This is a genomic window from Streptomyces sp. NC-S4 (assembly GCF_054353315.1).
Genome location: NZ_CM135937.1, coordinates 5,065,714 through 5,085,349 on the forward strand (window position 1 = coordinate 5,065,714; position 19,636 = coordinate 5,085,349).

Annotated in this window: 19 protein-coding genes; 11 read left to right on the plus strand and 8 right to left on the minus strand. The window is 71.5% G+C overall.

The window, feature by feature from the left end; genetic code table 11:
* The first annotated feature begins 2 nt into the window (after positions 1-2).
* The 3 genes from ACXNSR_RS22800 (at position 3) to ACXNSR_RS22810 (ending at position 1,946) form a co-directional block, all read left to right on the plus strand.
* A complete protein-coding gene (locus ACXNSR_RS22800; protein WP_458637374.1) occupies positions 3-1,223 on the plus strand; it encodes a LolA family protein in 1,221 nt (406 codons plus the stop codon).
* A 106-nt stretch (positions 1,224-1,329) separates the two neighbouring features.
* Complete coding sequence (locus ACXNSR_RS22805) at positions 1,330-1,533, plus strand: ribbon-helix-helix domain-containing protein (RefSeq protein ID WP_234314053.1); 204 nt, start codon at positions 1,330-1,332, stop codon at positions 1,531-1,533.
* Positions 1,530-1,946 (plus strand): hypothetical protein, encoded by a 417-nt coding sequence (locus tag ACXNSR_RS22810; protein ID WP_458637375.1) that lies wholly within the window; start codon positions 1,530-1,532, stop codon positions 1,944-1,946. The genes ACXNSR_RS22805 and ACXNSR_RS22810 overlap by 4 nt, the downstream gene beginning before the upstream one ends.
* Positions 1,947-1,968: 22 nt before the next feature.
* Here ACXNSR_RS22810 and ACXNSR_RS22815 read toward each other — a convergent pair whose 3' ends face one another.
* The 8 genes from ACXNSR_RS22815 to ACXNSR_RS22850 form a co-directional block, all read right to left on the minus strand.
* Positions 1,969-3,285: a M28 family metallopeptidase gene (locus ACXNSR_RS22815; protein ID WP_458637376.1), complete on the minus strand. Its 1,317-nt coding sequence runs from the start codon at positions 3,283-3,285 to the stop codon at positions 1,969-1,971.
* A 225-nt stretch (positions 3,286-3,510) separates the two neighbouring features.
* Complete coding sequence (rarD, locus tag ACXNSR_RS22820) at positions 3,511-4,455, minus strand: EamA family transporter RarD (protein ID WP_458637377.1); 945 nt, start codon at positions 4,453-4,455, stop codon at positions 3,511-3,513.
* A 133-nt stretch (positions 4,456-4,588) separates the two neighbouring features.
* Positions 4,589-5,443, minus strand: a complete 855-nt coding sequence (locus ACXNSR_RS22825) for an SDR family oxidoreductase (RefSeq protein WP_458637378.1) — start codon at positions 5,441-5,443, stop codon at positions 4,589-4,591.
* A 181-nt stretch (positions 5,444-5,624) separates the two neighbouring features.
* On the minus strand, positions 5,625-6,704 hold the full coding sequence (locus ACXNSR_RS22830) for a 2-oxoacid:ferredoxin oxidoreductase subunit beta (protein ID WP_458637379.1): 1,080 nt from the start codon (positions 6,702-6,704) through the stop codon (positions 5,625-5,627).
* Entirely contained in the window at positions 6,697-8,640 is a 1,944-nt protein-coding gene (locus ACXNSR_RS22835; RefSeq protein WP_458637380.1) for a 2-oxoacid:acceptor oxidoreductase subunit alpha, read from the minus strand. The genes ACXNSR_RS22830 and ACXNSR_RS22835 overlap by 8 nt, the downstream gene beginning before the upstream one ends.
* 150 nt (positions 8,641-8,790) lie before the next feature.
* A complete protein-coding gene (locus tag ACXNSR_RS22840; protein ID WP_150262025.1) occupies positions 8,791-9,450 on the minus strand; it encodes a response regulator transcription factor in 660 nt (219 codons plus the stop codon).
* Between the two features lie 315 nt (positions 9,451-9,765).
* A complete protein-coding gene (locus ACXNSR_RS22845) occupies positions 9,766-11,067 on the minus strand; it encodes a sensor histidine kinase (protein ID WP_458637381.1) in 1,302 nt (433 codons plus the stop codon).
* Positions 11,068-11,344: 277 nt separating this feature from the next.
* Positions 11,345-12,535 (minus strand): sensor histidine kinase, encoded by a 1,191-nt coding sequence (locus ACXNSR_RS22850; protein ID WP_458637382.1) that lies wholly within the window; start codon positions 12,533-12,535, stop codon positions 11,345-11,347.
* 147 nt (positions 12,536-12,682) lie between these two features.
* Between ACXNSR_RS22850 and ACXNSR_RS22855 the strand changes: the two genes are divergently transcribed.
* The 8 genes from ACXNSR_RS22855 to ACXNSR_RS22890 are packed head-to-tail and all read left to right on the plus strand — an operon-like array spanning position 12,683 to position 19,605.
* Positions 12,683-13,090 (plus strand): NADH-quinone oxidoreductase subunit A, encoded by a 408-nt coding sequence (locus tag ACXNSR_RS22855; RefSeq protein ID WP_030012240.1) that lies wholly within the window; start codon positions 12,683-12,685, stop codon positions 13,088-13,090.
* On the plus strand, positions 13,081-13,701 hold the full coding sequence (locus ACXNSR_RS22860) for an NADH-quinone oxidoreductase subunit B (RefSeq protein WP_458637383.1): 621 nt from the start codon (positions 13,081-13,083) through the stop codon (positions 13,699-13,701). Before ACXNSR_RS22855 ends, ACXNSR_RS22860 begins: the two co-directional genes overlap by 10 nt.
* Positions 13,698-15,038 (plus strand): NADH-quinone oxidoreductase subunit C, encoded by a 1,341-nt coding sequence (locus ACXNSR_RS22865; RefSeq protein WP_458637384.1) that lies wholly within the window; start codon positions 13,698-13,700, stop codon positions 15,036-15,038. The genes ACXNSR_RS22860 and ACXNSR_RS22865 overlap by 4 nt, the downstream gene beginning before the upstream one ends.
* Positions 15,035-16,000: a complex I subunit 1/NuoH family protein gene (locus tag ACXNSR_RS22870; protein WP_266381556.1), complete on the plus strand. Its 966-nt coding sequence runs from the start codon at positions 15,035-15,037 to the stop codon at positions 15,998-16,000. Before ACXNSR_RS22865 ends, ACXNSR_RS22870 begins: the two co-directional genes overlap by 4 nt.
* Positions 16,000-16,605, plus strand: a complete 606-nt coding sequence (locus ACXNSR_RS22875; protein ID WP_458637385.1) for a NuoI/complex I 23 kDa subunit family protein — start codon at positions 16,000-16,002, stop codon at positions 16,603-16,605. The genes ACXNSR_RS22870 and ACXNSR_RS22875 overlap by 1 nt, the downstream gene beginning before the upstream one ends.
* Positions 16,602-17,207 (plus strand): NADH-quinone oxidoreductase subunit J family protein, encoded by a 606-nt coding sequence (locus ACXNSR_RS22880; protein WP_458637386.1) that lies wholly within the window; start codon positions 16,602-16,604, stop codon positions 17,205-17,207. The genes ACXNSR_RS22875 and ACXNSR_RS22880 overlap by 4 nt, the downstream gene beginning before the upstream one ends.
* The gene (nuoK, locus tag ACXNSR_RS22885; RefSeq protein WP_030726044.1) at positions 17,207-17,554 is read left to right on the plus strand and encodes an NADH-quinone oxidoreductase subunit NuoK; all 348 of its coding nucleotides are present in this window, start codon (positions 17,207-17,209) and stop codon (positions 17,552-17,554) included. Before ACXNSR_RS22880 ends, nuoK begins: the two co-directional genes overlap by 1 nt.
* Positions 17,551-19,605, plus strand: a complete 2,055-nt coding sequence (locus tag ACXNSR_RS22890; RefSeq protein ID WP_458637387.1) for an NADH-quinone oxidoreductase subunit 5 family protein — start codon at positions 17,551-17,553, stop codon at positions 19,603-19,605. Before nuoK ends, ACXNSR_RS22890 begins: the two co-directional genes overlap by 4 nt.
* The last annotated feature ends 31 nt before the right edge of the window (positions 19,606-19,636 follow it).

Genomic DNA, 19,636 nt, shown 5'->3' on the forward strand with positions numbered 1-19,636 from the left:
ACATGGCACCGAACACCAAGACTTCCCGCAAGGCCGCCCGGTACGCCGTACCGGTAGCGGTGGCGGGCGTGGCCGCGGCGACCGTTGCGATGGTCCCGGCCTTCGCCAACGCCGACGGGCCCGACCTGCCGAAGGTGACGGCGCAGCAGCTGATCGAGAAGGTCGCGGCCTCGGACGTGCAGCAGCTGTCCGGCACCGCCCGCATCACCACCGACCTCGGGCTGCCGACGATCGCGAGCGGGCTGCTCGGCGGCGGCGGCATCGCGGGCGGCTCCGCCAACCCGGAGGACAAGGTCGCCCAGCTGGCGAACGGCAGCCACACCCTGCGCGTCGCGGCCGACGGCCCGGACCGCCAGCGGCTGACCTTCCTCGACGGCAAGGACGAGTACAGCCTCATCCACAACGGCGACGACGTGTGGGGCTACGACTCCAAGTCCAACGAGGTCTTCCACGAGAAGAACGCCGAGGGCGGCCAGGGCAAGGCCAAGGACGGCGGCAAGGAGCACAAGACCGGCGACCGGCTGGCCGCCTCGCCGCAGAAGCTGGCCGAGGAGATCCTGAAGGCCGCCGGCCCCACCACGGACGTCAGCGTGGGCGACACCGCGCAGGTGGCCGGCCGGGACGCCTACCAGCTGGTGCTGAAGCCCAAGCAGTCCGGCTCCACGGTCGGCTCGGTCCAGATCGCGGTGGACGCCAAGAACGGCGTGCCGCTGCGCGTGCAGCTGCTGTCCGCCCAGGGCGGCAAGCCGATCGTGGACGCCGGCTTCACCAAGGTCGACTTCGCCAAGCCGGCCGCGGACACCTTCTCCTTCACCGCGCCCAAGGGCGCGAAGCTGACCGAGGGCGTGGACGGGGAGGGCAAGGGCAAGGGCGGCGCGGACGAGCACTGGAAGGCGCTGGAGTCCTTCCCGGGCCTCGGCGGTCTGGCCGGTGGCGCGGACGGCAAGGGCGACGTGAAGGTGCTCGGCGAGGGCTGGTCGACCATCGCCCGGATCGACAGCGGCGCGGGCCGCGGCCTGAAGGACCTGGAGAACGACAAGAACGCCCCGAAGGAGGCCAAGCAGTTCCTCAATGCCCTCGGGGACAAGGTCTCCGGGAAGTTCGGTGAGGGCCGCGTCCTGTCGACCCGCCTGGTCAACGCCCTGATCACGGACGACGGCAAGGTCTACGTCGGCGCGGTCACCAAGGACGCGCTGGTCAAGGCGGCCGACGCCAACAAGTAGCCGACGGGCTCACGGGCAGCCGCGGGGGTGGGCCGGGACTGTGTCCCTGCCCACCCTTGCGGCATTCCCGCTCCCCGTACAGCACACCCGCTGTACGGTGTTGGACATGTCGAGACACGTCACCATCCGCCTGGACGAAGAGTTCCACGAACGCCTGAAGGCGCGTGCGGCGGCACTGGGGACGACGGTCACCGCGCTGATCACCGAGGTCACCGAGCGCGAACTCGACGAGGACCGGAAGAACTTCCTCTCCGGCATCGAGGAGTTCGCCGACCACTGGAGCTACTTCCAGCAGCGGTTCGGCAATTGAAGATCACCATGGAGTGGGCCTGGACGGCTCTGGCCCACCATCTCCCGTCCGATCCCGCCGTGTGGGATCCCTCCGGGGTGGCCGCCGCGGTCGCCCGGCACCAGAACGACCTCGTCCTGGTGCCCGAACAGCCCGCCCCGGACACCGCGTGGCGGGCCGCCGCGTTTTTGCACACCCTCGCGGTGTGCCCCGCGCTGGAATCCCCGATGAACGAGTTCTACGCGGCCGCGGCCACCCGCTCGTACCTGCGGGTGGCCGGGGCGGAGCAGCTGCCCTCGCCGGAGGAGCTCGGCGACCTGGTGGAGGCGGCGAAGCTGGGCCGCGCGGACATCGCGGCCGTGGCCGAGGAGCTGCGCGCCCGTATCCAGGGGCCGCTCCAGGCGTCCTCGCGGTCCCGTGCCGAGGACGCCTGAGAGCCGGGCGGGGGCGGAAGGCCTAGAAAGTGATCTTCCAGCTGTTGATGTAGCCGACGTCCTGCGCCGCCGTGTCCTTGACCCGGAGGTTCCAGACACCGTTGGCGGCCTCGCTGGAGGCGTTGACGGTGTAGGTCTGGACGAGGTTGTCGGCGCTGCCGCCGGTGCGGTTGTGCAGGTTGTAGACGGTGCCGTCGGGGGCGACCAGGTCGACCACCAGGTCACCGCGGTAGGTGTGGACGATGTTCACGTCGACCTTGCTGGTCGCGGGGGCGTTGCCCGTCACACCGGAGACCGTGATCGGCGAGGACACGGCCGCCGCGGGGGAGTCCGGGATGTTGACGTCCGCCGTGTTCTCGAAGGACGGGCCCGGCGGGACCGGAGTGGCCGCCCCGAGCGTCCAGATCGCGTAGGCGACGGCGTCGGAGTTGCGGTCCAGGGCGGTGTCGTTGATGTTCGTCAGGCTGTCGCAGGAGGAGTGGTAGCAGCGGTCGAAGGCCTGACCGGAGGTGCCGCCCCACTTCTGCGCCTGCGCCGCCGTCTTGGTGTAGTCGGCGCCGGAGAACAGGCCGCCGACGGGGATGCCCGCGCTCTTGAAGGGGGCGTGGTCGGAGCGGCCGTCGCCCTCGGTCTCGATCTCGGTGGGGATGCCGAGGCCGGCGTAGTAGTTCTTGAAGGTCTGCTCGATCGTCGGGTCGTCGTCGTAGACGAAGTAGCCCGGGTTCGGCGAGCCGATCATGTCGAAGTTCAGGTAGCCGGAGATCTTCGCCTTTTCGGCCGCCGGCAGGTTGTTGACGTAGTACTTCGAGCCGATCAGGCCCAGCTCCTCCGCGCCCCACCAGCCGAAACGCAGGTGCTTGGTGGGCTGCAGACCGGCCCGGGAGACGGCGAGGGCCGTCTCCAGTACGGCCGCGCTGCCGGAGCCGTTGTCGTTGATGCCCGCACCCGCGGTCACCGAGTCCAGGTGCGAGCCGGCCATCAGGACCGAGTTCGGGTCGCCGCCCGGCCAGTCGGCGATCAGGTTGTAGCCGGTGGCGCCGCTGGAGGTGAAGGTCTGCAGGGTGGTCGTGAAGCCGGCCGCGTCGAGCTTGCCCTTCACGTAGTCGATCGAGGCCTTGTAGCCGGCCCTGCCGTGGGCGCGGTTGCCGCCGTTGTTGGCGGCGATGGTCGAGAGCTGCGACAGGTGGGCCTTGACGTTGGCCAGCGGTATGTCGGGCGGTGTCGGCGCCGCGGCGACCGCCGTGGGGGCGGCGAGAGCGGCGGGGACGGCGGAGGCGAACAGGCCGGCGACCGCGAACGCGGTCACGGCAGCAAGGCGCCGGGAGACGGACAGGCTCATGTGGGGGCTCCGGGATTCCGCGGGGATATGACGGAACGAGTGGGGAAAGAGCGGGTGAGCGTTAGTGCGTCAGTGCGAGCCTGATGTTCAGCGAGAGTATGACTGTCCGTCAAGACCACAATTCGGTCAGGGCAGTTCGGAAAACGGACGATCCCCGGTACGGGTGGTCCGTACCGGGGATCGTGGGGGCGGAGCGTTCGCTGTGGCGGGCCCTGCGGGCGGTCGTTACGCGGGTTCGCGCGCCGGCGCCGGGACGACCGCGGGAGCCGCCTCCAGCCGGGCGCGGGAGCGTCGCGCCGTACGCAGCGCGTCCCAGGTCAGGAGGGCCAGCGCGGCCCACACCAGGGAGAAGCCGGCCCAGCGCTCGGGCGGCATGGCCTCGTGGAAGTACAGGACACCGAGCCCGAACTGGAAGACCGGGGCCATGTACTGGAGCAGTCCGAGGGTGGACAGCGGGACCCGGATGGCGGCCGCCCCGAAGAACACCAGCGGGATCGCCGTGACCAGGCCGGTCGCGGCCAGCAGCAGCGCGTGGCCGACGCCCTGCGAGGTGAAGCTGGACTGTCCCTGCGCGCCCAGCCACAGCAGGTAGCCGAGGGCCGGCAGGAACAGCATGGCCGTCTCGGCGGCCAGCGACTCCAGCCCGCCCATGTTGAGCTTCTTCTTGATCAGGCCGTACGTCGCGAAGGAGCAGGCCAGGACCAGTGAGATCCACGGCGGCCGCCCGTAGCCGATGGCGAGCACGAGTACGGCGACGAAGCTGATGCCGACGGCCACCCACTGGGCGCGGCGCAGCCGCTCACCCAGGACCAGCACGCCCATCGCGATGCTGACCAGCGGGTTGATGAAGTAGCCGAGGCTCGACTCGACGACGTGGCCGTTGTTGACCGACCAGATGTACAGGCCCCAGTTGACGCTGATCACCGACGCGGCCAGCGCGGTCAGGCCCAGCTTGCGCGGCTGCCGCAGCAGCTCGCGTATCCAGCCCCAGCGGCGCACCGCGAGCAGGGCCAGCCCGACCACGGCCAGGGACCACGTCATGCGGTGGGCGAGGATCTCGACGGCCCCGGCAGGCATCAGGAGCGGCCAGAAGAGGGGGACCAGCCCCCACATCCCGTAAGCGCCGAATCCGTAGAGCAAACCCGCGCGCTGCTCGTTCTGTGCCTTCACGGGGCCTCCTGTGCGACTTCCAGCCAACTTCACGACGGTATCGCCGTCCGGCCCGGATGTCATGCCCGTAATCGAGAGATACTCATGACACCCTCCGTGGCCGTGGCGGCGCGCCCGCCGGGAGCCGCCCGTTTCAGGCCAGCGCGGCGCCGATCGCCGCGGCGACCGGGGTCGTGGGCCGCCCGATCAGCCGGGCCAGGTCTCCGCCGGTGCCCGCCAGCCGGCCGCGCGCGATCGCCGCGTCCACGTCGACGATGATCGCCGCGAAGCCCTCGGGGACCCCGGCGCCCGTCAGGATCCTCAGGTGCTCCTCGGCCGGGACCTCGGCGTACGCGATCTCCTTGCCGCTCTGCGCCGACACCTCGGCCGCGTACTCCGCGAGGCTCCACGCGGTGTCGCCGGAGAGCTCGTAGATCTCGTTCAGGTGCCCCTCGCCGGTGAGCACCACGGCCGCGGCGGCCGCGTAGTCGGCGCGTGCCGCCGAGGCGACCCGGCCCTCGCCCGCGCTGCCCACGACCGCCCCGTGCCCGAGGGCGGTCGGCAGCTCGCGGGTGTAGTTCTCGTGGTACCAGCCGTTGCGCAGGAAGGTGTACGGGAGCCCGGAGGCGAGGACGGCCCCTTCGGTGGCGGTGTGCTCGGCGGCCAGCTCGAAGTCCGCCTCGGGGCCGCCGAGTATGCCGGTGTAGGCCAGCTGCGCCACGCCCGCGGCCTTCGCGGCGTCGATCACGGCGGTGTGCTGGGCGACGCGCCGCCCGATCTCGTTGCCGGAGATCAGCAGCACGCGGTCGCCGGGCCGGAAGGCGACGGCCAGGGCGGCCGGGTCGTCGTAGTCGGCGACGCGCACCTCGATCCCGCGTGCCGCCAGGTCGGCGGCCTTCTCCTCGTTGCGTACGACGACGGCGACGCGGTCGGCGGGAACCCGTTCCAGCAGTTCCTCGACGACGAGACGGCCGAGGGCTCCGGTGGCTGCGGTGACGACGATGCTCATGACTGCTCTCCTCGTTGGGCGACCACAGCAGCCTACGGTAAGCGCTAACTTTTAGAAAGTGCTGCGTGGGGGAGAGTGTGTCGTGGGCGGGGGTCGCGTACACACACCGAAGCCCGGACCCCCAGGGGGTCCGGGCTTCCCGGAGGCCGAGTCGTCGGAGCCGGCCGGCCGGCCGAGGACGTCAGCCGACGACGGTCCAGGTGTCGTTGCCGGTCAGCAGCGCCCCCAGGTCCCCCTTGCCGCTGCGGTCGATCGCCGCGTCGAGCTGGTCGGCCATGAGGGTGTCGTAGACGGGCCGCTCCACGCTGCGGAACACCCCGATCGGAGTGTGGTGCAGCGTGTGGGGGTCGGCGAGGCGGGAGAGCGCGAACGCCGTGGTGGCGCTGGCGTTCCGCGCGTCGTGCACCAGGATCCGCGCCTCGTTGGCCGCGGTGACGTCCACGACCTCCAGATCCCCGGTGGCCGGGTTGCGTACGACACCCTTCGCGCCGTCCGCGCCGAAGCGGATCGGCTGCCCGTCCTCCAGCCGGATCACGGCTTCCAGGGCCTGGTCCTTGTCCTTGAGGACCTCGAAGGCGCCGTCGTTGAAGATGTTGCAGTTCTGGTAGATCTCCACGAGCGCCGTGCCCTGGTGGTCGGCCGCCTGGCGCAGTACCTCGGTGAGGTGTTTGCGGTCGGAGTCGACCGTGCGGGCCACGAAGGAGGCCTCGGCCCCGATCGCCAGCGACACCGGGTTGAAGGGCGCGTCCAGCGAACCCATCGGCGTCGACTTGGTGATCTTGCCGAGCTCGGAGGTCGGGGAGTACTGGCCCTTGGTCAGCCCGTAGATCCGGTTGTTGAAGAGGAGGATCTTGAGGTTGACGTTGCGCCGGAGGGCGTGGATGAGGTGGTTGCCGCCGATGGACAGCGCGTCGCCGTCGCCGGTGACGACCCAGACGGACAGGTCGCGGCGGGAGGTGGCGAGGCCGGTGGCGATGGCCGGGGCGCGGCCGTGGATCGAGTGCATCCCGTAGGTGTTCATGTAGTACGGGAAGCGGGAGGAGCAGCCGATGCCCGAGACGAAGACGATGTTCTCCTTCGCCAGGCCCAGTTCGGGCATGAAACCCTGAACCGCGGCCAGCACGGCGTAGTCACCGCAACCGGGGCACCAGCGGACCTCCTGGTCCGACTTGAAGTCCTTCATCGACTGCTTGCTCTCGGCCTTGGGTACCAGCGAGAGCAGCGTCCGCGCCCCGTCGGTCGCCTCGGTCACCTCAGTCATCGATGGCCTCCTTGAGAACCGTGGCGAGCTGCTCCGCCTTGAACGGCATTCCGTTGACCTGGTTGTACGACTGGGCGTCGACCAGGTATTTCGCCCGGATCAGGGTGGCGAGCTGCCCGAGGTTCATCTCCGGCACCACTACCTTCTCGTAACGCTCCAGCACCCCGCCCAGATTCCTGGGGAAGGGGTTGATGTGGCGCAGGTGGGCCTGGGCGATGGGGAGTCCGGCGCTGCGCAGCCGGCGGACGGCCGCGGTGATGGGGCCGTAGGTGGAACCCCAGCCCAGGACCAGGGTGGTGGCTCCGTCCGGGTCGTCGACGTCGAGGTCGGGTACCCGGATGCCGTCGACCTTGGCCTGGCGGGTGCGGACCATGAGGTCGTGGTTGGCCGGGTCGTAGGAGATGTTGCCGCTGCCGTCCTGCTTCTCGATACCGCCGATGCGGTGTTCGAGACCGGGGGTGCCGGGGATGGCCCAGGGCCGCGCGAGGGTCTCCGGATCCCGCTTGTACGGCCAGAACACCTCGGTGCCGTCGGCCAGGGTGTGGTTCGCGCCGGTGGCGAACTTGACCTTCAGGTCGGGCAGGTCGGCCACCTCCGGCACCCGCCAGGGCTCGGAACCGTTGGCGAGGTAGCCGTCGGAGAGCAGGAAGACCGGGGTCCGGTAGGTGAGCGCGATCCGGGCCGCGTCGAGGGCCGCGTCGAAGCAGTCCGCGGGGGTCCGCGGCGCCACGATCGGGACGGGGGCCTCGCCGTTGCGGCCGAACATGGCCTGGAGGAGGTCCGCCTGCTCCGTCTTGGTCGGCAGCCCGGTGGAGGGGCCGCCGCGCTGGATGTCCACGATCAGCAGCGGCAGCTCCAGCGACACCGCGAGGCCGATCGCCTCCGACTTGAGCGCCACACCGGGCCCGGAGGTGGTGGTCACCCCGAGCGCGCCGCCGAAGGCCGCACCGAGCGCCGCGCCGATGCCGGCGATCTCGTCCTCGGCCTGGAAGGTCCGCACGCCGAAGTTCTTGTGCTTCGACAGCTCGTGCAGGATGTCCGAGGCCGGGGTGATCGGGTAGGAGCCCAGGTAGAGGGGCAGATCGGCCTGCTGGCTCGCGGCGACGAGACCGTAGGAGAGCGCCAGGTTCCCGGAGATGTTGCGGTAGGTGCCGGTGGGGAAGGCGCGGGTGGCGGGGGCGACCTCGTAGGAGACCGCGAAGTCCTCGGTGGTCTCCCCGAAGTTCCAGCCGGCCCGGAAGGCGACGACGTTCGCCTCGGCGATCTCGGGCTTCTTCGCGAACTTCTGCCGCAGGAAGTTCTCGGTGCCCTCGGTGGGCCGGTGGTACATCCACGACAGCAGGCCCAGCGCGAACATGTTCTTGCTGCGCTCGGCCTCCTTGCGCGAGAGGCCGAACTCCTTCAGCGCCTCGACCGTCAGGGTGGTCAGCGGGACCGGGTGCAGGCTGTAGGCGTCGAGGGAGCCGTCCTCCAGCGGCGAGGTGGCATAGCCGACCTTGGCCATGGGGCGCTTGGTGAACTCATCCGTATTGATGATGATCTCCGCGCCGCGCGGCAGGTCCGCGATGTTCGCCTTCAGGGCCGCCGGATTCATCGCCACCAGCACGTTCGGGGCATCGCCCGGAGTGAGGATGTCGTGGTCGGCGAAGTGGAGCTGGAAGGAGGAGACGCCCGGGAGGGTTCCGGCAGGGGCGCGGATCTCGGCGGGGAAGTTCGGCAGCGTCGACAGGTCGTTCCCGAAGGACGCCGTTTCCGAGGTGAAGCGGTCACCGGTGAGCTGCATACCGTCACCGGAGTCACCCGCGAATCGGATGATCACACGATCGAGGCGGCGCACTTCCTTGCCGCCCGGACTCTCCGGGGTGCGCTGTCCACCGACAACCGCACCCCCGGCCCCGTCGGCCTGCTCGGCTGGGCTGCTGACCTGGCTGGTCACTGAACTGGACCTCCTTCGAGGCGTGACCCCCCGGGACCCACCCTACGACGGTAGGGATCAAGGCCCCCAGGAGCGGTCACATTCTGGACCGTAGGACCGCCCCTCGAGACGGCCCTGCCGGTATGCCATATCTGACAGAGTGTCAGTCGATCAAGATTTCAGATAGGTGAGAACGGCCAGTACTCGCCGGTGATCCCCGTCACTCGGCGAAAGGCCCAGTTTCATGAAGATGTTGCTGACGTGCTTCTCCACCGCTCCGTCGCTCACGACCAGCTGCTTCGCCACGGCGGAATTCGTCCGGCCCTCGGCCATCAGCCCGAGCACCTCGCGCTCGCGCGGGGTCAGGCCCGCCAGTACGTCCTGCTTCCGGCTGCGACCGAGCAGCTGGGCGACGACCTCGGGGTCCAGGGCCGTACCGCCCCGGGCCACCCGCACCACCGCGTCCAGGAACTCGCGCACCTCGGCCACCCGGTCCTTGAGCAGATACCCCACCCCGGTGCTGGAACCGGCCAGCAGCTCGGTGGCGTACTGCTCCTCCACGTACTGGGACAGCACGAGCACGCCTATCCCGGGGTGGTCGCGGCGCAGCCGCACCGCCGCCCGTACGCCCTCGTCGGTGTGGGTCGGCGGCATCCGCACGTCCGCCACCACCACATCCGGCAGCGCCCCCTCGGCCGCCAGGTCCGCGACCGTCTTGATCAGGGCTTCCGCGTCCCCGACGCCCGCCACGACGTCATGCCCCCGGTCGGTCAGCAACCGGGTCAGGCCCTCACGCAGCAGCACTGAATCCTCGGCGATGACCACCCGCACCCTGTCTTCCACGACTCTGCAGCTCCCGCGTCCACTCGTTCACGCACTACCCGACTCAGCCAAGCATCCCAGCCTCGGGTCCCCGTGAAGGCAGAGCCGGAGCAACACGTCGCCGTACGGGGGGAGTTTTCGCGTACTGGAAGGTCGCATACCGCAAACGGGCGCCGCGCGCGCCGGGAGTTGCGGAGGGTTGGGAGTTGCGAAGGGCCGGGCCATCCGGCCCGGCCCTTCGCCCGACGGCTTTTCCGCCGGCAGGGTCGTCCCTCTCGGCTCCTGCCGGGTGTCGCGGGCCCGGCAGGAGCCGAATGAGCCGGCCTAGGGGCGCCAGGGCAGCTCGGCGGTGACCGTCGTCCCGCCCCCGGCGGGGGAGTCGACGACCAGCACCCCGTCCACGGCGTCCAGCCGCTCGGTCAGCCCCGCCAGCCCCGTCCCCTCCCGCGGCACGGCCCCGCCCCGGCCGTCGTCCGCGACCTGGATCAGCAGCCGTTCCCCCGACTTCCACACATCCACCGAGGCCGACCGGGCCAGCGCGTGCTTGCTGACGTTCTGCAACAGCTCCGAGACCGTGAAGTACGCGATCCCCTCGATCGCCGCCGCGGGCCGGGCCGGCAGATCCACGGCCACCCGTACCGGCACCGCGCACCGCGAGGCCACCGACGACAGCGCCGCGTCCAGCCCCCGGTCCGTCAGCACGGCCGGGTGGATCCCGCGGGCCAGGTCGCGCAGCTCCTGGAGGGCGATCTTCACCTCGCCGTGCGCCTCGTCCACCATCCGGGCGGCGGCCCGCGGATCCTCGGCCAGCTTCTCCTTCGCCAGCCCCAGATCCATCGCCAGCGCCACCAGCCGGGCCTGCGCCCCGTCGTGCAGGTCCCGCTCGATGCGCCGCAGGTCGGCCGCCGCCGTGTCCACGACCACCCCGCGGTCGGACTCCAGCTCACTGACGCGGGTGGCCAGGCCGGAGGCCCCGAGCAGCCCGCCGACCATGACCCGGTCGACGGTGGTCAGGGCCCGGATCACCCACGGGGCGGTGAGGGTGACGGCCAGCCCGATGAGGCTCGTGAGGGCGATCCTGGCGGGCGAGTCGAGGTAGAAGGCGTAGTCGTCGTTCTGGAAGAGCTGCAGACCGGGCTGGTCGGTGTAGGCCGGGAAGACCCAGAACCAGAGCGGGTACAGCAGGTACGCCCACCCGCACGCCCAGAGCGTCAGGGACAGGCAGAAGGAGAACACCGCCCACGGGAAGTGGATGACCGAATACAGCGCGTGGCGCCAGGCGCTCCCGCTCTTGAGCAGCGCACCCATGGCGGCCAGCGGGCCGGGCTTCTTCCCCCGGATCGGCTCGGGGGCGGCGATGTCCGCCCCGAGCAGCGCGCGCACCCGGGCCCGCTCCACGTGCCCGAAGCCGCGGCTCATGGCGAGCACGCCGGCCAGCACCGGGACGCCGAGGAAGGTGACGAGCAGCCCGGCGCCGAGGCTCACGCCGGTGATGACGAGGGAGAAGTACAGCGTGCTCAGCGGCAGCCCGATCAGCAGGTATCCGAACTCCCGCCAGGTCCGCCCCGCGACCGGAGCCCGCAGCACCGCGCCGATCCCGCCGCCCGTGCCTGTGCCGTTGCCCATGATCCCGCCCCGCCCTTCCGGTCCTCCGTGACACCCCCACCCTGCCGCCCCGCCCAGCCCCCGACCATGCGGCGGGTCGGCATCTCCACCGGGGGGTTAACCCCACCCCGGCCCCCGCCGAACCCAGCCCCGCCGGCGTTTGAGGCGCGGGGTCCGGGGCGGGAGCTCCGGGAAACGGCGGCGCGCCGGAACACGGACGGGACCCCCGCCCAACCCCGGACGGGAGTCCCATTCAGGTACCGATCAAGTCGGCCCGGGGCCAAGGGGGCCCGGGGGCCTACCCCCGGTCCCGCCACGGCAGCTCGGCCGTGACCACCGTCCCCGCCCCTGCGGGCGAATCCACCACCAGCACCCCGTCCACCGCGCCCAACCGCTCCGCGAGCCCCGCCAGCCCACTCCCCCCGGAGGGACTCGCGCCGCCCCGGCCGTCGTCCGACACCCGGATCATCAGCCTGGCCCCCGCCCGCCACACCTCCACCGTCGCGCCCCGCGCCCCCGGCCCCGCGTGCTTGCTCACGTTCTGCAGCAGCTCGGACACCACGAAGTAGGCGATCCCCTCGATCGCCTCAGCCGGCCGCGCCGCCGGCGGATCCGCCGGCAGGTCCACCGCCACCTTCACCGGCACCACGCACCGCGCCGCCACCGACGACAGCGCCGCGTCCAGCCCCCGGTCCGTCAGCACCGCCGGGTGGATCCCCCGTGCGAGGTCCCGCAGCTCCTGAAGGGCGAGCTTGACCTCCCCGTGCGCCTCGTCGACCATCGCCGCCGCGCCCTCCGGGTCCTCCAGCAGCTTCTCCTTCGCCAGGCCCAGTCCCATCGCCAGCGCCACCAGCCGGGCCTGCGCCCCGTCGTGCAGGTCCCGCTCGATGCGCCGCAGGTCGGCCGCCGCCGTGTCGACCACCACGCCCCGGTCGGATTCCAGCTCCGCGATCCGCCGCTCCAGGTCGTCGGAGGGCGACAGCAGCCCCCGTACCATCGCCCGGTCCACGTTCGCCATCAGCCGCACCAGATACGGCAGCACCGGCCACAGCACGAACAGACCGGTCAGCGCTACCGTGAAGGTGAGTACTCCCCACGGCAGCCGGATCAGCTGGTACAGCACCGTGCGCCAGCCGACCGGGTCCTTGATGCTCGTCCACAGCCAGGGGAAGAATCCGCCGGACCGCTTCGGACCGGGGATCGGGGTCGGCTCGTCCACCCGTACGCCCAGCAGCCCGCGGGCGCGCGCCCGGTCCAGCCGTCCCAATTGCCGAGACAGATACAGACCGCACGCGAGCAGGGGAATTCCGACCGCGGTCACGGAAAGACCGCCGGCCGTGGAAACCATGACAACCGCGTAAACAAAACCGACGATCGCCAACGGCAGGTTGCTCACGAGATAGGCGATCTCCTTCCACGTCACGGCGCTGAAGACGGCGCGTACGGGGGGAGGTCGATCGTTGTCGGGTACGGCATGGCTCATGGTCATGTGCCACACCCTGTCAAGTGCGACCCGCTGATGCCATGGGGTGGCCGGGGTGCTGTGAACGGGGGATAACCCCACCCCGTGTGAGGCAGGCCCTAGACTCCCGTCCGTACCAGATCGTCGACAGTGACCGAGGAGCGAGGAACGGACGTGCCTGAACCAACGGTATCGACCGTAACCGTGCTCGCGGCGGACTACTTCCGGAGTTATTCGGTCGTCGGCCTGCTGGCCGCGCTCGGTGTGCTTTTCGTGGCCGTCGCCTTCGGCGCGGGCCGCCTGCTGCGGCCCGTCGTCCCGACCCCCGAGAAGCTGCTGACGTACGAATGCGGTGTGGACCCGGTCGGCGAGGGCTGGGCGCACACCCAGGTCCGCTACTACGTCTACGCGTTCCTCTACGTCATCTTCGCCGTCGACTCGATCTTCCTGTTCCCGTGGGCGACGGTGTTCGCCGCCGCCGGTTACGGCGCCACGACGCTGGTGGAGATGTTCATCTTCCTCGGCTTCCTGGCCGTCGGCCTGCTCTATGCGTACAAGAAGGGCGTCCTCGAATGGACGTGACACCGGCCGTGACGCCGACCGAGGGGCCGACCGAGGGCGTGCTGCTCCCGGAGCCCAAGCGCCTCGGAGTCCTCTCCCGCCTGGCCCCGGAACCGATGAAGGTGGTCCTGAACTGGGGCCGCCGGTACAGCCTGTGGGTCTTCAACTTCGGCCTGGCCTGCTGCGCGATCGAGTTCATCGCCGCGTCCATGGCCCGGCACGACTTCATCCGGCTCGGAGTGATCCCCTTCGCGCCGGGTCCCCGCCAGGCGGACCTCATGATCGTCTCGGGCACCGTCACGGACAAGATGGCCCCGGCGGTGAAGCGGCTCTACGAGCAGATGCCGGAGCCGAAGTACGTCATCTCCTTCGGCGCCTGCTCCAACTGCGGCGGCCCCTACTGGGACTCGTACTCGGTGACGAAGGGCGTCGACCAGATCATCCCGGTCGACGTCTACGTGCCGGGCTGCCCGCCGCGCCCCGAAGCCCTCCTCCAGGGCATCCTCAAGCTGCAGGAGAAGATCGCCCGCGAGTCGCTCGCGGAGCGGTACGCCGCCGGGCCGTCGGTGTCGCAGCTGACGAGCCCACTGGTCACCCCGCCGCCCGCGCCCGCCCCGGGGGCCGGCGCGTGAACCTCTACGACTCCCTTCCCGACGCGGCGGCCACGGTCTTCGGTGCCGAGGCCGTCGCCGAGGTCTCGTACGACGTCCTCACGGTGGACGTGCCCGTCGGCAGCTGGATCTCCGCCCTGGAGATCGCCCGGGACAAGCTGGGCTGCACGTACTTCGACTGGCTGAGCGCGGTGGACGAGCCCGGCACCGGTTTCCGGATCTGCGCGCACGTCGCATCGCTGGAGAACCACCGGGTGCGCCGGCTGCTGCTGCGCACGACCGTCCCGCACGGCGCCGCCTCCCTGCCGTCCGCGGTCGCCGTATACGCGGGGGCGGAATGGCACGAGCGCGAGACGTTCGAGATGTTCGGGGTGACCTTCACCGACCACCCCCACCTCGTTCCCCTCCTCCTCCCCGAGAACTTCGAGGGCCACCCGCTGCGCAAGGACTTCGTCCTGGCCGCGCGCGTCGCCAAGGCCTGGCCCGGCGCCAAGGAGCCGGGCGAGGCGCACGACCCGGACGCGCCCAAGCGCCGCCAGATGCTCCCGCCGGGCGTACCGGACCCCAACGACTGGGGCCCGATGAAGGGCCAGCTCCCGCCGGCCCCGTCCCGCCCGGCCCGCACCCCGCGTGCGGCCGGCGCGGCGGGCGCCGCCGCCCGTACCCCGCGCGAGGGCGCACCGGTCCGCCGCACCCGCTCGGTCGCCGAGGGCTCGGCCACCCAGTCCCCGGCCGACGCGGCCACCGGGACGGGCGCGGAAGCCACCCCCCACCCGCCGCGCCGCACCCGTTCGGTATCGGAGGGCTCGGCGAGCCAGGCAGCCGAGACGGCCGCTGCGGACGCGACCGCTCCGGGCACGCAGACCCCCGAGGCCCCGGCCCGCCCGCCGCGCCGCACCCGTTCGGCGGCCGACGGCTCGGCGAGCCAGGCGGCCGAGGCCGCCCCCGGCACGGAGGCCCCGGGCACGGAGGCCCCCGAAGCCGCGCCGCGCCCGGCCCGTCGCACCCGTTCCGCCGCCGACGGCTCGGCGAGCCAGGCGGCCGAGGCCCCGGCCCGTCCTACCCGCTCGGCAGCGGACGGCCCCGCGAACCGGCACCCGGGCACGGAGCCGGCCGCCCCGGACGCCGGTGCTCCGGCAGCGGAGCCCGCGCCCCGCACCCCGCGCCGACCCGCCCCCCGCAGCTCCGACGCCCCCTGGCACGACCCGAAGCCCGCCTTCGACGCGCCGGCCCCCGAGCCGGTCCCGAAGGCCGAGCCCGGATCCACCCCGAAGGCCGGACCCGCCCCCGAGCCGGTCCCGAAGGCCGAGCCCGAGACCGACCCCACCCCCGACCCCGACAACGGAGGCGACGCGTGAACGACGTCCTCGACGTCGCCCTGCGGCTGATCGTCGTCTTCGCCGTCTTCCTCGTGCTCCCGCTCGTCGTCGGGCAGACCGAGCACAAGGTGATGGCCCACATGCAGGGCCGCCTCGGCCCCATGTACGCCGGCGGCTTCCACGGCTGGGCCCAGCTCGTCGCCGACGGCGTGAAGTTCGCGCAGAAGGAAGACATCGTCCCGGCGGGCGCCGACCGCCGGATCTTCCAGCTCGCCCCCGCCGTCGCCCTGCTGCCGTACCTCCTCGTCCTGCTGGCCATCCCCATCGGCCCGGGCGAGGGCGCCGTCGGCCAGGTCATCGACGCGGGCCTGTTCTTCGCGCTCGCCGTCATGGGTGTCGGAGTCCTCGGCTCCCTGATGGCCGGCTGGGCCTCGGCGAACAAGTTCTCCCTGCTCGGCGGCCTGCGCACCGCCGCCCAGCTGCTCGCCTACGAACTCCCGATGCTTCTCGCCGCCGCCTCCGTGGCCATGGCGGCCGGTACGGTCTCGCTCCCCGGGATCGTCGAGGCCTTCGAGTGGTGGTGGTTGCCCTGGCAGATCGTCGGCGCGCTCGTCTTCTTCGTCGCCGGCCTCGCCGAACTGCAGCGGCCCCCCTTCGACATGCCCGTCGCCGACTCCGAGATCATCTTCGGCGCGTACACCGAGTACACCGGTCTGCGCTTCGCGCTGTTCCTCCTCGCCGAGTACGCCGGCATCGTCGTCCTCTGCGCCCTGACCACCGTCCTGTTCCTCGGCGGCTGGCACGGCCCGTTCGGTGACGACCTCGGTTGGGTATGGACCCTGCTCAAGATCGCGATCCTCGCCTTCGTCGTGATCTGGCTCCGCGTGAGCTACCCGCGCCTGCGCGAGGACCAGCTCCAGAAGCTCGCCTGGACGACACTCATCCCGCTCGCGCTCGCCCAGATCGCGCTCACCGGCATCGTGAAGGTGGCGATCCAGTAATGCCCATCCCCGGATCCGGTCTGGCCAAGGGCCTGGCCGTCACGCTGCGCACGATGACGAAGCGCTCGCACACGGCCCAGTACCCCGAGGTCCAGCCCGAGCTGCCGCCCCGCTCCCGCGGGGTCATCGGTCTGTTCGAGGAGAACTGCACCGTCTGCATGCTCTGCGCCCGCGAGTGCCCCGACTGGTGCATCTACATCGACTCCCACAAGGAGACGGTCCCCGCGTCCACCCCCGGTGGCCGCGAGCGCAGCCGCAACGTCCTCGACCGCTTCGCCATCGACTTCTCCCTTTGCATGTACTGCGGCATCTGCATCGAGGTGTGCCCCTTCGACGCGCTCTTCTGGTCGCCGGAGTTCGAGTACGCGGAGACCGACATCCACGAGCTGACCCACGAGCGCGACAAGCTCCGCGAGTGGATGTGGACCGTCCCGGCGCCGCCCGCGCTGGACCCGGCGGCCGAGGAGCCCAAGGAGATCGCCGCCGCCCGCAAGGCGGTGGAGAAGGCCGAAGCCGCAGCCGCGGCGGCAGCCGCCGCCGAAGCCGCCGCCCGGGCGGCCGAGACCGAACCGCCGACCGAACCGAACCCGGAGGGAGACGCGTGAGCCCCGCCGCCACCCTGGCCGCAGCCACCACCACCGGGCCCGGCTTCCTCTCCCCGACCGGCGTCGAGATCGCCTTCGTCCTCGTCGGACTCGCCACCCTCGGCGCGGCCCTCGTCACGGTCACCACCAAGCAGCTGGTGCACGCCGCCCTGTGGCTGGTCGTCGCGCTCGGCGGCATCGCCGTCGAGTACCTGCTGCTGACCGCCGAGTTCATCGCCTGGGTCCAGGTCCTCATCTACCTCGGTTCCGTGGTCGTCCTCCTCCTCTTCGGGCTGATGCTCACCAAGGCCCCCATCGGCCGCTCCCCGGACGCGGACTCCGGCAACCGCTGGATCGCGCTCGGCGTCGCCGTCGTCGCGGCCGTCTCGCTCGTCTGGGTGGTCGTCGACGCCTTCCGCACCACCTGGATCGACCTCGACGGACCGGCCCAGGGCTCCACCAAGGTCTCCGGCGAGATCCTCTTCCAGCACTGGGTGCTGCCGTTCGAGGCGCTCTCCGTTCTCCTCCTCGCAGCCCTGATCGGCGCCATCGTGCTGTCCCGCAGGAACGAACCCACCGACGCCACCGACGCCACCGACGCCAGCGACAAGAGGCAGCGCTGATGCACCTCGCCTACCCCGCCGTACTCGCGGCGCTCCTCTTCTGCACGGGCCTGTACGGCGTACTCGCCCGCCGCAACGCCATCCTGGTCCTGATGTCCGTCGAGCTGATGCTCAACGCCGTCAACCTCAACCTGGTGGCCTTCGACGTCTGGCTGCGCGACGCCCTGCACGCCGGCCAGGCCCTGACCCTCTTCACCATCGCGATCGCCGCCGCCGAGATCGGCATCGGTCTCGCGATCGTGCTGATGGTGTACCGCAACCGGGGCACCTCCGACGTCGACCGGCTGCGCGACACCGCCGAAGGCCACGAGCCCGCCGCGAACAACCAGAGCGAGGTCACCGCGTGAGCACCACGACCCTCGCCGTACTCGTCCCGCTGCTCCCCTTCCTGGGCGCTGTGGCGGGACTGCTGCTCGGCCGCACCGCCCCCGGGTTCGTCCGGCCGCTCGCGATCCTGCCGACGCTCGGCGCCGCCGTACTGGCCGCACTCGTCGCCGTCCGCCAGGGCGGCGGCGAGACGATCAGCGCCGCGACCGAGCTGACCCCGACCGGCTCGGTGCCGATCGACCTCTCGCTCTACATCGACGGCTTCGCCGCCCTGGTCGCCGTCCTGGTCGGGGCGGTCGCCACCTGCGTACAGGTCTACTCGACGGCGTACCTCCGTGAGGACCCGCGCTACCCGTCGTATGCCGCTCTCGTCTCACTGTTCACCTCCGCCATGCTGCTCGTCGTCTACTCCGGCGACCTGATGGTGCTGCTGGTCGGCTGGGAGGTCATGGGCATCTGCTCGTACTTCCTGGTCGGCCACTACTGGGAGACCGAAGCGGCCCGCTCCGCCTCCCTGAAGGCCTTCCTCGTCACCAAGCTCGGCGACGTCCCCTTCCTGATCGGCCTGTTCGCGCTCGCCACCGACGCCGGCTCCTTCGAGATCCCGAAGATCCTGGGCACCGTCGCCGCGGGCGGACTCGACCACCCGACGCTGATCGCGCTGCTCCTGCTCGCCGGTGTGGCGGGCAAGTCCGCGCAGTTCCCCCTGCACACCTGGCTCCCCGACGCCATGGCGGGCCCCACCCCGGTCTCCGCGCTCATCCACGCCGCGACGATGGTCGCCGCCGGTGTCTACTTCATCGCCCGCCTCCTGCCCGTCTTCGCGTCCTCCTGGGCCGCGCTGGTGGTCATGGCCGTGATGGCGGCCGTCACGATGGTCGGCTCCGGCCTGGCCGCCATCGCCCAGGACGACATCAAGCGGGTGCTCGCGTACTCCACGATCGGTCAGCTCGGCTACATGGTCGGCGCCCTGGCCGTCGGCGACCGCGGTGCCGCCGTGTTCCACCTCCTGTCCCACGGCGCCTTCAAGGCGCTCCTCTTCCTCGGCGCCGGCGTGATCATCCACGCCGCCGGTACGAACTCCCTGGGCGTCATGTCCCGGATGGACGGCCTGGCCAAGCGCATCCCCGACGCGTTCTGGACGATGACGATCGCGCTGCTCGCGCTCGCCGCGGTCCCGCCCTTCGCCGGCTTCTTCTCCAAGGAAGCCGTCCTCGTCGCCGCCGAGCACACCGCGACCGGCCACTCGGAGTTCGCGCCCAGCGCCGCCGGCTGGCTGGTGCTCGTCGCCGGTCTGCTGACCGCACTGCTCACCGCCGCCTACGCCACCCGGCTGTGGCTGATGGCCTTCCGCGGCCGGGGCGCCGCCGCCCCCGACCACGGCAAGGAGCCCCTCGCCATGACCGGCGTGCTGTGGCTGCTGGCCATCCCGTCGATCGGCTTCGGCCTCGCGGCCGGCCGCCTCTCCGACTGGTTCGACGGCGGGCAACTCACTCCGACCCTCGTCACCTCCGTCCTCGGAACGGGCGCCGCGGCCATCGGCGCGATGCTCACCTACGCCCTCTGGCAGCGCGCCTCGGCGAAGGCCGTCCTCGCGACCGCCACCGCCGGCACTGCCGCCGGCACCTCAGCAGGTGCCGCAGCCGGTGCCGACACAGGAGCGCCCGCCGCAGTCGCGGTCGCCGCCGCCGAATCCGCCGCGGAAGCCCCCGAGGTGGCCGAGGTGACCCACGATCACCCCGCCGTCCCGGCCGGCCCCGCCGCCGACCCCGGCAAGGCGTTCCTCGGCCCGCTGCACCGCCACGCGGCCGTCGGCTTCCACCTCGACGCCGTCTACGACCGGCTGTTCGTCCGGCCCGTCCGGGCCGCCGCGAGCCTCGTCCGCTTCCTCGACCGCGAGGTCGTCGACACGTACGTCCGCGGCGCGGGCACCGGCACCCAGCTGCTCGGCAGCCTCGTACGCCGTGCCCAGACCGGCAACGTGCAGAGCTACCTGAGCGCCCTGCTCGCCGGCGCCGTGGTCCTGGCGATCGCCACCGCCGTCCTCGCCAACGTCAACGCCGGATCGTGAGCCGTGAGTCAGCCGTGATTGATATCAGCCC

What these genes read in the sequence shown, in the direction of transcription:
- ACXNSR_RS22875 (WP_458637385.1), top strand. Translation starts at nt 16,000, where the DNA reads ATGCCCATCCCCGGATCCGGTCTGGCCAAGGGCCTGGCCGTCACGCTG.
- ACXNSR_RS22805 (WP_234314053.1), top strand. Translation starts at nt 1,330, where the DNA reads ATGTCGAGACACGTCACCATCCGCCTGGACGAAGAGTTCCACGAACGC.
- ACXNSR_RS22815 (WP_458637376.1), bottom strand. Translation starts at nt 3,285, where the DNA reads ATGAGCCTGTCCGTCTCCCGGCGCCTTGCTGCCGTGACCGCGTTCGCG.
- nuoK (WP_030726044.1), top strand. Translation starts at nt 17,207, where the DNA reads ATGCACCTCGCCTACCCCGCCGTACTCGCGGCGCTCCTCTTCTGCACG.
- ACXNSR_RS22845 (WP_458637381.1), bottom strand. Translation starts at nt 11,067, where the DNA reads ATGGGCAACGGCACAGGCACGGGCGGCGGGATCGGCGCGGTGCTGCGG.
- ACXNSR_RS22860 (WP_458637383.1), top strand. Translation starts at nt 13,081, where the DNA reads ATGGACGTGACACCGGCCGTGACGCCGACCGAGGGGCCGACCGAGGGC.
- ACXNSR_RS22850 (WP_458637382.1), bottom strand. Translation starts at nt 12,535, where the DNA reads ATGACCATGAGCCATGCCGTACCCGACAACGATCGACCTCCCCCCGTA.
- ACXNSR_RS22800 (WP_458637374.1), top strand. Translation starts at nt 3, where the DNA reads ATGGCACCGAACACCAAGACTTCCCGCAAGGCCGCCCGGTACGCCGTA.
- ACXNSR_RS22825 (WP_458637378.1), bottom strand. Translation starts at nt 5,443, where the DNA reads ATGAGCATCGTCGTCACCGCAGCCACCGGAGCCCTCGGCCGTCTCGTC.
- ACXNSR_RS22830 (WP_458637379.1), bottom strand. Translation starts at nt 6,704, where the DNA reads ATGACTGAGGTGACCGAGGCGACCGACGGGGCGCGGACGCTGCTCTCG.